Source organism: Acinetobacter sp. 797_lipA (assembly GCF_058243025.1).
The window spans coordinates 1,488,258-1,502,060 of the sequence record NZ_JBZAYQ010000001.1 but is presented as its reverse complement, the minus strand read 5'-3'; the positions used below and the strand labels follow the sequence as shown (position 1 = coordinate 1,502,060).

Genomic DNA, 13,803 nt, shown 5'->3' with positions numbered 1-13,803 from the left:
CCCGCCCAATCCTTTGAATTTTTTTAGATACGTTTTAATAAAAGTAAGTGTCGTTGTTCGTCCAAACGTGGAACTTTTAACGCAATAATGTCACAGCTAAATTCGTTTTTGAACGCTTCAACTTCGTCATGTGGAATCAAGCCTTTCATCGACGCAATGATGCTGTCTTGGTGCATATAAGGCTTCGATGCATTGATAAAATCGGTTAAAGAGGCAAATGCACGACTGGTAATAACATCAAACTGACCCAAATCATGGATGCTATCTTCATTCTCAACACGCGTTTGAACTGCAATTACATTGGTTAATTTTAAGTCTGCAATAAACTGCTTTAAAAAACGAATTTTTTTCCCATTGGAATCGAGCAAAACACATTGGCGCTCAGGTTGGCATAGAGCAATAATCATGCCCGGCATACCACCGCCTGTACCAATATCCAGCAAACGACCTTTCGGCAAATCTTTTAAAATACTTAAACTATCTAATAAATGCTTCACCAGCATTTCTTTAGGATCGCGAATCGCTGTTAAATTGTAAGCTTTGTTCCACAGCACAAGTGCGTCTTGATACTTCAGCAATAAATTTAATGCTTCTTCACTCAAATCTAAGCCAAGCTTTTGACTACCTTGCTTTAAGTCTTGAAAAAATGGATGCATAAAGAAGACATCTCAATAAAATTAAACTGAAGTATACCGATTTCTCAGCCGTGGAACAGTAGCTAACGCTTAGTGATTATGCACTTAAACGTACATACCTTGACGAATCTGTAGATCTAGATCACTTAATCGCTCAGGTGTGCCAACATCCACCCATGCGGCTTGCATTTTCCCGGCAGAAACTTTTCCAGCAGACATCGCTTCTTTTAGCAATGGAGCCAGTGGACGCTTACCTACTTCTAAACCCTTAAACATCTGTGGGTGAATAACCGCAACACCACTATAAGTCAGTGCTTCACCTGACTGCTCTTGTTCAAAGGTATAAGCACGCCCTTGATTTAAGATAAAGTCGCCTTTGGGATGTTGTGTCGGATTGGTTACAAATATCAGATGCGCAAAATCTTCTCCCAAATCGACATTGAGCAATGATGCAAAATCAAAAGTGGTCCACACATCGCCATTCACTAAAATAAACGGTTCCGTCCCCAAAAGTGGTAGAGCATTAATAATACCACCTGCTGTTTCAAGCCCCTCTTCTTCACGCGTCCAACGAATAGTCACTCCAAACTGCGAACCATCGCCAAGCGCGCCAATCAATACATCGGCCAACCATGCAGAATTAATCACAATTTCTGTGACCCCAATTTGCTTGAGTTTTTCAATATGCCAAACGATCAGTGGTTTACCACCAACTTCAAGCAGAGGTTTCGGTTTATAGAGTGTTAAAGGACGCATGCGGTTGCCAAGTCCCGCTGCCAAAATCATTGCTTTCATGCTGCAACAACCTCATATTTGCCATATTTTGCTTCAAATTTTGGCATCACTTTATCGCAAATAAATTGCATGAAAGGTTGTAGTTCTGCATAAGGTTTGCTTTCTTCAAGTAAATACCACATCACACGTGGTAAATCTTTCAGATAACCTGATTTTCCGTCACGTTCAAATAAACGCACAAAAATACCTAAAATTTTAATATGACGTTGAATGGCCATCAGGTCAGCGTCTTGCTTAAACTGTTCAAAATCACGCCCTTCTTTGGCAGAAGCTGGCAATAGCTCATAAAACACTTTAAACCAATGATAAACGCGCTCAGGATTCCACTGTACATACGCATCACGTGTAATTGAGATCAGATCATAAGTATCTGCACCAATCACAGCATCCTGAAAGTCAATTACGCCTTGCTCTTGCTCATCTACCAAAAGCATGAGATTACGACTATGGAAATCACGATGTACAATCACTTGAGGCTGAGCCAACGCTGCATTGGCTAAAATTGCAAATGTACGTTTAATCAACGCAGACTCATCATCAGAAGGTTGAATCTGTAAACTTGGCAATAACCAATCTGTCAACAACGACATTTCGGTGATTAACTTCTCATAAGAATACGCAGGGAAATAACCTTCACCATCAATAGATTGCAATTGAATCAACTGCTTAAAACTTTGCTCATAATGCGCATCGACAGTCTTGTCATCGAGCTGTGTAGACAATAGCACATCACCAAAATCTTCAAGCAATAAGAAACCTTGGTCCAAATCTTTCGCCACAATATGTGGTACACGAACACCGTTCGTATCAAAAAATTCATCAATCGTCACAAAAGGCACACAATCTTCTTTTTCTGGTGGTGCATCCATCAGCATAAATGTTTTATTATTCAACTTGATTCGTGCATAACGACGGAAACTTGCATCGCCTGCTAAAAAGTTAATTTCAAATTGATCTGAACCAAGTACAGATGAAATCCATGTTTGTATCAATTGTTCACGTTGTGTATTCATTTGCGATAAATTCTAATACAGGCTGAGTTTTTAAAGTGCTAAGTGTAGCCACTTATCAACTTTTTCTCTATGATGCGACAATAATTAATTGCGTTTTAAGCATACTTGGTAAATGAGACACATGAAGCATCAGTTTAAATTTAATCCTTTAGCGACTGCGATATTTACCCTTCTTTGTGGTAGCTCAATCACAAGCTATGCTGCAACACCAACCACGTCTATTTCAGACGAACAACAATCGCTAAAACAAGCACTACAAGAAAGCTATCCTGGGCAAAAGTTTTTCGAACAATACTATGTCGATAAGTCATCTCCTGAAGCTCAACAGCGCCAAGGTCGTTACTTAAGCTCCGCGTATTGCCAAGGCACATGGTTAACCCCTGTAAGCCCTGAAACCAAAGCTGCTGACGCAGCCAATGCGACATCCACCATTACAGCGGACTATGGTCACTACAACCCACAAGGTGACTCTGTTCTTGAAGGTAATGTCCTGATTGATCAAGAAGGTCGTCAAATCCGTGCCGATAAAATCACCATTGACCAGACTCAGACCTTTGCCAATGCTGAAGGTCGTGTGCAAATGGCGCAAAGTGGTTTATTAGCGCAAAGCGACCAAATCAATTACAACCTAAAAACCCAGCAAGGCGATCTGAAAAACAGTTTCTATATTTCAGAAGAACAACATGCACATGGGCGAGCTGACCAAATCCTACGTGAGTCGCAAACGACCACTACGCTAAAAAATGCAACTTATAGCACCTGCCCACCAGAGCAATCGCCAACGTGGAAAATCCAAGCAGACGAAATTAAGTTAAATCAAGAAACTGGACGTGGTGAAACACGCGGCACAAAACTTTATGTTAAAGATGTACCCGTTCTCGCTGTTCCTTATTTTAACTTCCCAATTGATGACCGTCGTACTACCGGTATTTTAACACCAAGTTTTGGCTTCACCAATGATGGTGGTGTCGAGCTTGCAGTGCCTGTTTATCTCAACTTAGCACCTAACTACGATGCGACCGTTACGCCGCGCTATATCAGCGACCGCGGCCCAATGTTTGAGGGTGAGTTTCGCTATTTGACCGAAAACTTTGGTTCAGGTCAAATTTGGGGGGGGTACTTAGCTGGTGACCGAAAATATGACGATGAAGACCGTAAAGATTTGCACTTTTTACATAACTGGCAAATCAATGAACAGTTCTCAACCAACCTTGAATATAACTATGCGTCAGACAAAGACTACTTTACTGACCTAAGCAACAACCCAAACACCAAAACGGACTTAAACCTGCGTCGTGCGTGGGAGTTAAACTATAAAAATGGAATTCCTGGTCTAAAAGCCCAACTGAAAGTTGAAGACTTCCAAACACTAGACGAAACCACACCCTACGTTGACCGTCCGTATGCGCGTTTACCACAGTTCTTACTCAACTATAAAGCGGGTAATGCACTGGGCTTAGAATACGAGTTCAACAACGATACGGCTTACTTTAAAAAGGACTTTGGGACTATCGACGGCGATACCAACGATAGCTTTGAACCAAGCGGCACCCGTGTCTATAATGACTTTTCTGTACGCTATAACTACCGTACACCGTGGGCTTTCGCCATTCCTGAAGTATCTATTCGCAATGTGAACACATTCTACGATCAAGATACCATCAATGAGTTTGACAACACCAACCGCTCATCGAATGACAAATCTTATGTTGTGCCACAGGTGACTTTTGATGCAGGTTTGACTTTTGAAAAAGAAGGCACTTTCTTACAGACGTTAAGCCCACGCATGTTCTATGCCTATGCACCCTATAAAAATCAAGATGGCGCACCAAACTTTGACTCTGCAACAGCATCGATCAACTATGATCAGTTATTTAGTGCAAATCGCTTCTATGGCCATGACCGTCTAGAAGACAATAACTTCTTGTCACTGGGCTTAAGCTATAGTCTATTTGATACGGTGGGTCTAGAGCGCTTAAAAGCCAGTGTGGGCCAAAGCTATTATTTCGAAGACCGCCGCGTAACGCTTGACCAAACAGCAGATGTCTTTGACAGAGAAAATCACTCTGGTCCGATTGTCAGCGTATCTAGTCAGCTCTCACAAAACTTTACCCTCGGTGCAAACTCAGCATGGATGGCAAATGGTGATAATGCGCAACGCGACTTACAACTTTACTTTACGGGTGATAAAGGCAACCTCTATAACGTTGGCTATTTCTACCGTAAAGAAATTGCAGACCGTCAAGAACATTACGACCAAGTGGTTGCATCTTTTGTACAACCGATCCATAACAACTGGCGTATTATGGGCCATGCTCAATATGACTTAGACAACAATGTCGCTCGTGAATACCTCCTTGGTGTCAATTACGAGTCTTGCTGTTGGGGAATCTCCGTTTATGGTCGCGAGTACTATAACGACTTGGATGACGTCAATGCTGCAGGTGTAGAACCTAAACGTGCAATTATGGCCGAAATTACACTTAAAGGCTTAGGCGGACTCAACAGTAAACTTTCATCATTACTAGAAAATCGTATTCTAGGCTTTAACAATATTAATCAGACTTGGACAGACCGTTAATGAAGACAAAACAGTTCAAACAATTTTTTAAAGCGAGTGCTTTGGCTTTAGCTCTCGCAACCGCTATTCCAACTTTTGTACATGCGTCGGATGAAGTTGTTGCTGTTGTCGATAACAGTGTCATTTTGAAGAGTGACTTAGAAGCAAGTATGGCTGAGCTCAAACATCAACTTGAGAGCCAAAAGAAACAAGTCCCACCAGAGCAATATTTGGCACAACAAGCATTAGAGCAACTGATTATTCGTCAGACTCAGCTTGAACAAGTGAAGCGTTACAACATTCAACCTGATGAAAAAAACTTGAATGAAGCGGTTTTAAATGTTGCAAAACAATCTGGTAGCACAAGCCTAGAAGCATTCCAACAAAAGCTCGATAAAATGGCACCAGGAACTTATGCTTCTTTGCGTAGTCGCGTTGCTGAAGATTTAGCAATCAATCGTTTGCGCCAGCAAATCGTTACCTCTCGTATCCAAATTTCAGACCAAGACGTTAAAAACTTCTTAAATACCCCACAAGGTCAAGCAGCACTCGGTAACCAAGTGCATGTGCTACATGTGCGTGTTTCAGGTGACAATGCTGACGCTGTGGCTAAGCAAGTTAAAACGGTACTAGCAAACGACAACGATGTCGCTGCAATTGCTAAAAAGTTCAGTACTGCTGGCACCAAAGTTGAAGGTGCAGATATGGGCTTTAGAGCACTTTCTGACATCCCTAGCGAGCTTGCAGCACGTGTGAGTCCACTCCAAGTGGGACAAACCACAGATTTAATTACAGTGCGTGATGGTGTACATCTTTTAAAATTAGTTGAACGCAAAGGTGCTGAGCAAAAAGCGATTGTGCCTCAATACAAAGCACGCCATATTTTGATACAACCGTCTGAAGTGGTTAGCCCTGAAAATGCTAAACAAATGATCGAAAGTTTGTATAACCGCGTCCAAAAAGGTGAAGACTTTGCCGTTTTGGCTTCCACCTACTCTAATGACACAGGTTCAGCACGTGATGGCGGGAGTTTGGGTTGGGTCAGCCCAGGTGTGATGGTTCCTCAGTTTGAAGAAACCATGAAAAATACGCCTGTAGGTCAAACCAGTAAACCTTTCCAAACCCAATTTGGCTGGCATATTCTTCAAGTGACTGAAACACGTCAACAAGACATGACTGCTGAATACCAAGAACGTATGGCCCGTCAAATTTTAGGTGAGCGTCAATTTGATGCAGAGCTTGATAGCTGGTTACGCGAAACACGTAACAGAGCTTATGTCGAAATTAAAGATCCTAACTTAGATCGTAAGAACAACAAGTCATAAGTTTAAACACATAAAAAGACCAGTATTCATACTGGTCTTTTTTTTTGCTTGGACGAAAACTAAAAATTAGACATAAAAAAAGCCTCTCATGTGAGAGGCTTTTTTAACAATTAATTAACGATTATTTTCGTCATCTTGAGTGTCTTCAAATTTTGATTCGCCATCAAAACCAGTCGATTGACCACCGAAGCCACCTTGACCACCGAAGCCACCTTGACTACCAAAGCCTCCACCTTGACCACCGAAGCCACCTTGACCACCAAAGCCACCTTGACCACCAAAGCCACCTTGTTGACCGCCAAAGCCGCCTTGTTGACCACCGAAGCCGCCTTGTTGACCACCGAAGCCGCCTTGTTGACCACCAAAGCCGCCTTGTTGACCGCCAAAGCTACCTTGTTGACCAGCGCCAGCAGGTGCACCAGCTGGACGTGGGTTACGTGCAGGAACAACTGTAGAAATTGCATGCTTGTAAACCATTTGGCTTACTGTATTTTTTAATAAAACAACATATTGGTCGAAAGATTCAATATGACCTTGTAACTTAATACCGTTTACAAGGAAGATAGAGACAGGAATACGTTCTTTACGGAGAGAATTTAAGAACGGATCTTGCAAAGTTTGACCTTTAGACATGTTATAACTCCAAAAAAATTTAAAAATCAGCGCAAAAAACTATCTTTATTTTTCAATTAAAAATTATAAAAAAGATAGTAGCTAAATTTTGCTTTATCCGTAGCAGTTTCGCAAGTCTTCTTGTGCCTGCGTGATAGTAGAATACGTTGTAAATTTATGTGCCTCTTGCAAAGATCTTAACCAAGTGTATTGACGTTTGGCAAGTTGTCGTGTCGCAAAAAGTGCTTTATCCTCCATTTCACGTTGTTTTTCGACAGTTTTATCTCCTTTCTGTAAAAATTCGAGTGCTTGTCGATACCCAACTGAGCGCATAGAGGGTAAATTTTCGTCTAAATCGTATTTTTTCATAAGTGCTTCCACTTCATTCAAAAATCCGATGTCCCACATAATTTTCAAGCGTTGTGCAATTCTTTGGTGCAATTCCGCACGGTCTGGCATCAAAGCATAATTATGAAAATTATAGCGATAAGGCACGTTTTTAGGTTGTTCAGCTTGAAGTTTAGTAATAGGCTGCCCTGTCAATTTGTAAACTTCTAAGGCACGAATAATCCGTTGTTTATCACTCACTTTAAACTTTTCGCCCGCCAGTGGATCCACACTACATAATTCAGCATAGACCGCAGACCAACCCTCACTTTCACCTTTGGCTTCTATTTCAGCACGAACAGCATAATCTGCGCTCGGTAAATTGCTTGAAAGGCCTTCTAAAAGTGCCTTGAAATAGAGCATGGTTCCACCCACCAAAATCGGGGTTTTACCTCGTGCATGCATATCATCAATTAGACCACATGCATCTTCAACAAAGCTTGCAGCCGAGTAGACTTCTAATGGGCTAATCATATCGATAAGGTGATGTGGATATTGCAGCAACTCTTCTTTGGTTGGTTTAGCTGTACCAATATCCATATCCTTAAAAACCAATGCTGAATCTACAGATATCAGTTCAAAATTCCCTTGCTCATAGAGCTGACATGCCAAAGCAGTTTTACCACTTGCAGTTGGCCCCATTAAATTGATGACCGGCAATTGAGTTGACATGTACAACTACTCTCCTCGAGCAAAAAGCTTATCTAGTTGAGCCAATGGAAACGCACGCCAAGTTGGGCGACCATGGTTACATTGGCTGGCAAATTCAGTTTGTTCCATTTGACGAAGCAAAGCATTCATTTCAGAAAGACCCAAAATGCGATGGGCGCGAACAGCACCATGACAGGCCATACCCGCTAGAATTTGATCACGCTTTTGCAGTAAGCCCTGCGCTTCATCATTTGGATCCAAATCGTTCAGCAATTCAGGTACCAGCGCCTCAAAATTGGCTTTATGTAAAATCGCAGGCACACCACGAACAATGACCTGCTCATCGCCATATTGATCAATTTCAAGACCTAAACGCGCCAATTGATCTTTGAGCTCTTCCACTCGCGTAGCTTGCATTCGCGTGATATTAATCACTTTGGGAATAAGTAACTGCTGAGAAGTCCAAAACTCTGGTTTATCCCATGCTGACTTCATTTGCTGTAGCAGAATACGCTCATGCGCTGCATGCATATCAACAATAATCAGCCCTTCTGTATTTTGAGCCAGCACATAAATACCATGCAATTGTGCAATTGCAATTCCCAACGGATGTTCATCGACTTTAGGGCTTTGCACTGTAACATCAACCAAAGGCTGAGCTTGATCAACAGCAGATGACGTATCACGCAGAGGTGCTAAATAGCTTTGCAAGGCATTATTGAGTTGTTCTGAGCCCTGATAGCGTGAAGGTTGCGCCGAATAATGGACACCTTGCGGTTGATTTGAACTAAAGTCAGTGAGCATATCCGATGGGGCTTGCTCACCAGTTTGTGCAGACTCAACATGACGATGCAACTGCAAAGGCTCTTGATAGCGAGGCTGCACAGACATCGAAGCTTGATTCTCTGCAATCTTCATTGCATCAGATAAATCTGCGGTTGCCGTTTGAAACTGCGATAAAGTCTCTTTGGCATAATGACGTACAAATTCATGTACTTCACGTTGATTCAAAAAGCGAATTTCATGTTTGGTCGGATGTACATTGACATCAATATTTTCAGGGTCTACTTCCAGAAAAAGTAAATAACCCGCATGCTGATGTCCATGCAAAATACCATCATAAGCCATACGCAGCGCATGAGAGATGGTTTTATCTTTAACAATTCGACCATTCACATAAACATACTGCAAGTCAGCCTGAGCCCGCGCATCGGAGGGATGTCCCAACCAACCTGTTAAACGCATGTTGATGCTATCTGCATCCATCCAATAAGCATTTTCAGTAAATGCGCGCCCTAGCAACTGCTGTACGCGCTGAAAACGTAGCTCCCCACTATCTGCAATCGGCAAGTTTAGTTTGATGCTTTGATTATGTTCAAGCACAAAACGAATATCGAAATGCGTCAGCGCTAAACGTCGGACAATTTCCTCAATATGACCAAACTCTGTGCCAGGCTTTTTGAGAAATTTTCGACGCGCAGGCACATTAAAAAATAAATCTTGTACCCGAATATGCGTACCTTTCGGCGCAGCTACAGCCTGAATCTCTTGACGGTCAAATGCAGTTCCATTGACTTCAACTTGATAGCCAATTCCATCATCCGCTTGACTACTGGTCAAGGTTAAACGCGACACCGCTGCAATAGAAGCCAATGCCTCTCCGCGAAAGCCTAAACTGACAATTGCATGTAAATCTTCAGCGGTTTGGATTTTACTGGTCGCATGGCGCATCACCGCCAAAGGGAGATCTTCAGCGTGAATCCCTCGACCATTGTCCATGATTTCAATTAAAGTACTGCCGCCTTGCTCTACCCGAATAATCAGCTCTGTCGCACCTGCGTCAATCGAGTTTTCAAGTAACTCTTTGACCACAGACGCTGGACGCTCAATGACTTCACCTGCTGCAATTTGGTTGGCTAAAGCAGGATTCAAAGTATGAATACGACGTATCTTTAAATCATCACGCATTGTTTAATTGGCTCTCTAATGCTTGTAATAATGCTACTGAATGGAAACTTAAGGTAGCAGACCGCGTCAGTTCATCTTCCGATTTTTGGATATCAATAATTAAGTCCGCCTCAGGGATCTCATCGCCCCCTTTAGACGGCCATTCAAACAAAAACAATGCATTGGGCGTTTCCAAATAGTCACGGATACCCATTAACTCCAGCTCATACGGATCGTTTAAACGATACAAGTCAAAATGGAAAATATCATGCCCTTGAACTTGATACGGCTCAACTAAGGTATAAGTTGGGCTTTTCACGGAACCTTGATGGCCTAAATGCTGTAAATAATGGCGTGTTAGCGTAGTTTTACCCGCACCCAAATCCCCAATTAAATACACCACACCCGTCGTAAAATGCTGTGCCAAAATTTGCGCTAAATTTTGGGTATCTTGTTCATTATTGAGCGTTAAATTAAATGAATACTGCATAATACTCACGACAAGTGACAAAAGAACAATTATGATAGCACTGGACTCACAAAATGCCCAAGCTACAAGCTTGAAATCTCGTATTTAACTGCGCCAACCGATTAGATATTGCCTGTACATCATGCTCAACATAAAAACTGCTGAATTTTGTCCACCCATGCTCAATGGCGTGAGCGCAAGCAAAGTGTTCTTGCCTAAATTAAATCCAACACCACACACCGTATTGGCTTATTTATCTGACCAATTTCCGCATATTAAAGCATCTGAGTGGCAGCAACGTTTTCATGATGGCTTGGTCTATGACGCTGAAGGTAATGTACTCCATACAGATTCGGCATATCGTGAAAATCAGCATGTGTTTTATTACCGTTTTTTAGCGCATGAAATTGAAGTTCCATTTCAGCATGAGATTTTATTTGAAAACGATCATTTCTTAGTGGTGGATAAACCGCACTTTCTGACCATCAGTCCCACGGGGCAATATGTTCAACAAACCCTATTGGTGCGGCTGAAAAAACAAACAGGCATTGAGCATTTAACGCCCATCCACCGCCTTGACCGTGAAACCGCTGGCTTAGTGATGTTTTCCAAATGTATTCACAGTCGAGGGCTGTATCAGCAAATGTTTGCAGATCGACAGGTTCAAAAAACCTATCATGCGATTGCACCTTTTAACCGCGAACTCAAATTTCCACGCATAGTAAAACTGCATATGCAAAAAGGTGAACCGTTCTACACCATGCAAGTCCTAGACGAAGCACCGAACAGTGAAACTGAGATCTTGCTTTTAGAGCATGATGAAACATGGGCAAAATATGAGCTTAAACCCGAGACAGGGAAGCAACATCAACTCCGTGTACACCTCAACTTCTTAGGTCTTCCGATTAAAAATGATCCGTTCTATCCTAAAGTTGTACATAAAACCGACGATGATCTTAGTCAGCCTTTACAGCTCTTAGCTAAGCATCTTTCATTTAAAGACCCAATAACTCAACAGCTTATGCAGTTTAGTTCCAATTTTGAATTGACATTGTAATCTGCTTGTCATTACAAAATAATTTAAAATTCCATTGTATGAATATTGAAATTACAATGAAATTGATTAAAATAACTTCTACCCTTAAGTCGTTCAAATTATTTAAAAAATCATGAGAAAAACAGAAGTCTATCAAATTCGACTCGATTCCCAAGAAAAGAAACAAGCTTTTGCGGTGTTTAAACAACTGGGAATTACGCCTGCGCAAGCCGTTCGTTTGTTCTTCAAACAAGTGGTTTTAACCAAATCCATCCCTTTCTCAATCGAAAACCAGAACATCAATATTGAACAGCTGATTAAACTACGTAAGCTCAAGCAAGAACAGAAAGCGGTTGAACACATCACTAGCGCAGACTCAACAGCAACCAATGATTTATTTGCAGACGATGAACATATTGATCTTTTTGAAGAATTAGCTGCAATCTTGGGAGAAAGTGACAAAACTTAACAGTGTTGCATTTCTAAACAAATTTTAGAAATATCTCTTTCAAAACTTAGGTATGCTTCATGTAAATACTATAAATACAGCATGGAGTAATACATGATCGTTAGACGTGCCACTTTAGAAGACTTAGAAAAACTTGCTGTATTATTTGATGAATATCGCCAATTTTATGGTGCATCTTCCAACCTAGCGCTTTCCCAAAAGTTCCTTAAACTTCGCCTTGAAAACGAACAAAGCGTCATCTTCATTCATGTCAAAGACGATGTGATTACAGGTTTTGTGCTGCTGTATTTAGGTTTTTCTTCTGTAGCCTGCGCAACTTACTATATTTTAGATGATGTTTACGTTTCTCCACCGCATCGTCGCCATGGCTCAGCAAAACAATTGATTGATACCGCTATTTTGTTTGCGCGACACGAAAAAGCCATTCGTATTACGCTTGAAACGCAAAAAAATAATTATCAATCCCACAGCTTATATGAAGCCATGGGCTTTGTAGCGGATAATGAGTTTAAGACCTATCATTGCTTTCTATAGTATTCAGCGTCTAAAGACTACCTTTACTCTCAAGATCCATTACGTGTCTTGGCTAAAGCCACTTGTTCGGCATTTAAATAGATCCAATGCCCTTCGACTAAATCTGGCATACCCGTTAAGTCGAGCGCCCCTATTTGCTGACGATGCAAGCTCTCAACTTTATTTCCAACTGCCGCAAGCATACGTTTCACTTGATGATATACCCCCTGATGCACAGTCATTTGCAATTCACATTCAGCTAAGCGTTTTACATCCGTTGCAGCAAAACTTCCTTTTTCATTTCGCAGCTCCACTCCTTGCTCCAGCTGTTGAACTTGTTCATCTGTAACAGGGTCGGTCGTTTGCATGCGATACACCTTTGCCACATGCTTTTTAGGGTGTGTCATCGCTTGTAAAAACTGACCATCATCGGTGAGTAACAATAAACCTGTGGTGTCTTGATCTAGACGACCTACACACTGAATACCACGATTTAAGAGCACATCGTCAAACAAATCAAAAACACTAAAATGATGTGTCGCCTGATGTGAACATTCATAGCCTTGAGGTTTATTTAAGGCGATATAGACTTTTTCACGGTATTCAAAGCTCTCGCCATGTACCTTGTAGTGCAGCGCATCCAATTTGAGTTTATGTTTAGGGTCAGTAATGATCTTCCCATCAATTTCAATGGCTGCATTTTTAATCAACTGTTGGCAATGCTTTCGCGAACCAAATCCTTGCGACTGCAACATTTTTTCCAACAGCATTAGCACACCACATTTTTAAATAAAGGCTCATTTTATACTGAAATACAGGAACATCAATCAAAGGACTCGGATCATACGGCAGAGTGGCTAAAAAAACGTTACAATGCACATGTTTTTTTGACCAGTCTCGCCCCTTATGCCGAACTTAGATTTGAACTTGATCGTCCTCCTGATCCTACTGGCTTGCGGTATTTTCAGTCACAACTCTGCGGTAACCATTGCTGCGGCAGTCCTCATTATTTTGCGGATGACACCGCTAAGCGAATACTTCCCACTCATCCAACAACATGGATTGAATATCGGGATCATCATTTTAACCATTGCAGTTTTAGTGCCTATTGCAAGTGGTAGAATTAGTGGTGAAAGTATTTTTAAATCTTTTTTAAGTGTTAAATCGTTACTTGCCATCGCGATTGGTGTTTTGGTTGCATGGCTAGGCGGCCGTGGCGTAAAACTGATGTCAAACCAACCCGATGTTGTTGCAGGCTTGCTGGTCGGAACCGTTGCAGGAGTTGCTTTACTACGTGGCGTTCCAGTCGGCCCACTCATTGCGGCTGGTTTACTTACCCTAATCATTGGTACAGGACACCCCTAGCCTAACAAATCCAAACTCTCAAACTA

At 41.7% G+C, this 13,803-nt stretch carries 14 protein-coding genes; 6 read left to right on the top strand and 8 right to left on the bottom strand.

Annotated elements, in window-relative coordinates; translation table 11 throughout:
- Nucleotides 1-23 precede the first annotated feature (23 nt).
- The 3 genes from rsmG to AC4CU2_RS07225 all read right to left on the bottom strand — a co-directional run bounded on the left by rsmG (nt 24) and on the right by AC4CU2_RS07225 (nt 2,443).
- A complete protein-coding gene (gene rsmG, locus AC4CU2_RS07235; protein ID WP_114836897.1) occupies nt 24-656 on the bottom strand; it encodes a 16S rRNA (guanine(527)-N(7))-methyltransferase RsmG in 633 nt (210 codons plus the stop codon).
- Between the two features lie 84 nt (nt 657-740).
- Nucleotides 741-1,430, bottom strand: coding sequence for an N-acetylmuramate alpha-1-phosphate uridylyltransferase MurU (gene murU / locus AC4CU2_RS07230; RefSeq protein WP_490768539.1), 690 nt, complete (start codon nt 1,428-1,430; stop codon nt 741-743).
- A complete protein-coding gene (locus AC4CU2_RS07225; protein ID WP_490768538.1) occupies nt 1,427-2,443 on the bottom strand; it encodes an aminoglycoside phosphotransferase family protein in 1,017 nt (338 codons plus the stop codon). Before AC4CU2_RS07225 ends, murU begins: the two co-directional genes overlap by 4 nt.
- 121 nt (nt 2,444-2,564) lie before the next feature.
- Here AC4CU2_RS07225 and AC4CU2_RS07220 point away from each other — a divergent pair, with 121 nt between their 5' ends.
- Both AC4CU2_RS07220 and AC4CU2_RS07215 read left to right on the top strand, forming a co-directional pair.
- Nucleotides 2,565-5,024, top strand: coding sequence for an LPS-assembly protein LptD (locus AC4CU2_RS07220; protein ID WP_062032897.1), 2,460 nt, complete (start codon nt 2,565-2,567; stop codon nt 5,022-5,024).
- Nucleotides 5,024-6,328, top strand: a complete 1,305-nt coding sequence (locus AC4CU2_RS07215; RefSeq protein WP_236769389.1) for a peptidylprolyl isomerase — start codon at nt 5,024-5,026, stop codon at nt 6,326-6,328. The genes AC4CU2_RS07220 and AC4CU2_RS07215 overlap by 1 nt, the downstream gene beginning before the upstream one ends.
- A 114-nt stretch (nt 6,329-6,442) precedes the next feature.
- Here AC4CU2_RS07215 and hfq read toward each other — a convergent pair whose 3' ends face one another.
- The 4 genes from hfq to tsaE all read right to left on the bottom strand — a co-directional run bounded on the left by hfq (nt 6,443) and on the right by tsaE (nt 10,415).
- Entirely contained in the window at nt 6,443-6,961 is a 519-nt protein-coding gene (gene hfq / locus AC4CU2_RS07210; protein WP_062032896.1) for an RNA chaperone Hfq, read from the bottom strand.
- Between the two features lie 93 nt (nt 6,962-7,054).
- The gene (gene miaA / locus AC4CU2_RS07205) at nt 7,055-7,999 is read right to left on the bottom strand and encodes a tRNA (adenosine(37)-N6)-dimethylallyltransferase MiaA (protein WP_279740907.1); all 945 of its coding nucleotides are present in this window, start codon (nt 7,997-7,999) and stop codon (nt 7,055-7,057) included.
- A 6-nt stretch (nt 8,000-8,005) separates the two neighbouring features.
- A complete protein-coding gene (gene mutL / locus AC4CU2_RS07200; RefSeq protein ID WP_490768537.1) occupies nt 8,006-9,946 on the bottom strand; it encodes a DNA mismatch repair endonuclease MutL in 1,941 nt (646 codons plus the stop codon).
- Nucleotides 9,939-10,415: a tRNA (adenosine(37)-N6)-threonylcarbamoyltransferase complex ATPase subunit type 1 TsaE gene (gene tsaE, locus AC4CU2_RS07195; protein ID WP_279665940.1), complete on the bottom strand. Its 477-nt coding sequence runs from the start codon at nt 10,413-10,415 to the stop codon at nt 9,939-9,941. Before tsaE ends, mutL begins: the two co-directional genes overlap by 8 nt.
- Nucleotides 10,416-10,536: 121 nt before the next feature.
- Here tsaE and AC4CU2_RS07190 point away from each other — a divergent pair, with 121 nt between their 5' ends.
- The 3 genes from AC4CU2_RS07190 to AC4CU2_RS07180 all read left to right on the top strand — a co-directional run bounded on the left by AC4CU2_RS07190 (nt 10,537) and on the right by AC4CU2_RS07180 (nt 12,433).
- A complete protein-coding gene (locus AC4CU2_RS07190; protein ID WP_490768536.1) occupies nt 10,537-11,451 on the top strand; it encodes a pseudouridine synthase in 915 nt (304 codons plus the stop codon).
- 112 nt (nt 11,452-11,563) lie between these two features.
- A complete protein-coding gene (locus AC4CU2_RS07185) occupies nt 11,564-11,899 on the top strand; it encodes a type II toxin-antitoxin system RelB/DinJ family antitoxin (RefSeq protein WP_004984882.1) in 336 nt (111 codons plus the stop codon).
- A 93-nt stretch (nt 11,900-11,992) separates the two neighbouring features.
- A complete protein-coding gene (locus tag AC4CU2_RS07180; RefSeq protein WP_004696801.1) occupies nt 11,993-12,433 on the top strand; it encodes a GNAT family N-acetyltransferase in 441 nt (146 codons plus the stop codon).
- Between the two features lie 29 nt (nt 12,434-12,462).
- Here AC4CU2_RS07180 and AC4CU2_RS07175 read toward each other — a convergent pair whose 3' ends face one another.
- Nucleotides 12,463-13,182: a pseudouridine synthase gene (locus AC4CU2_RS07175; protein WP_490768535.1), complete on the bottom strand. Its 720-nt coding sequence runs from the start codon at nt 13,180-13,182 to the stop codon at nt 12,463-12,465.
- 136 nt (nt 13,183-13,318) lie between these two features.
- Here AC4CU2_RS07175 and AC4CU2_RS07170 point away from each other — a divergent pair, with 136 nt between their 5' ends.
- Nucleotides 13,319-13,777 (top strand): DUF441 domain-containing protein, encoded by a 459-nt coding sequence (locus tag AC4CU2_RS07170; protein WP_428871589.1) that lies wholly within the window; start codon nt 13,319-13,321, stop codon nt 13,775-13,777.
- The last annotated feature ends 26 nt before the right edge of the window (nt 13,778-13,803 follow it).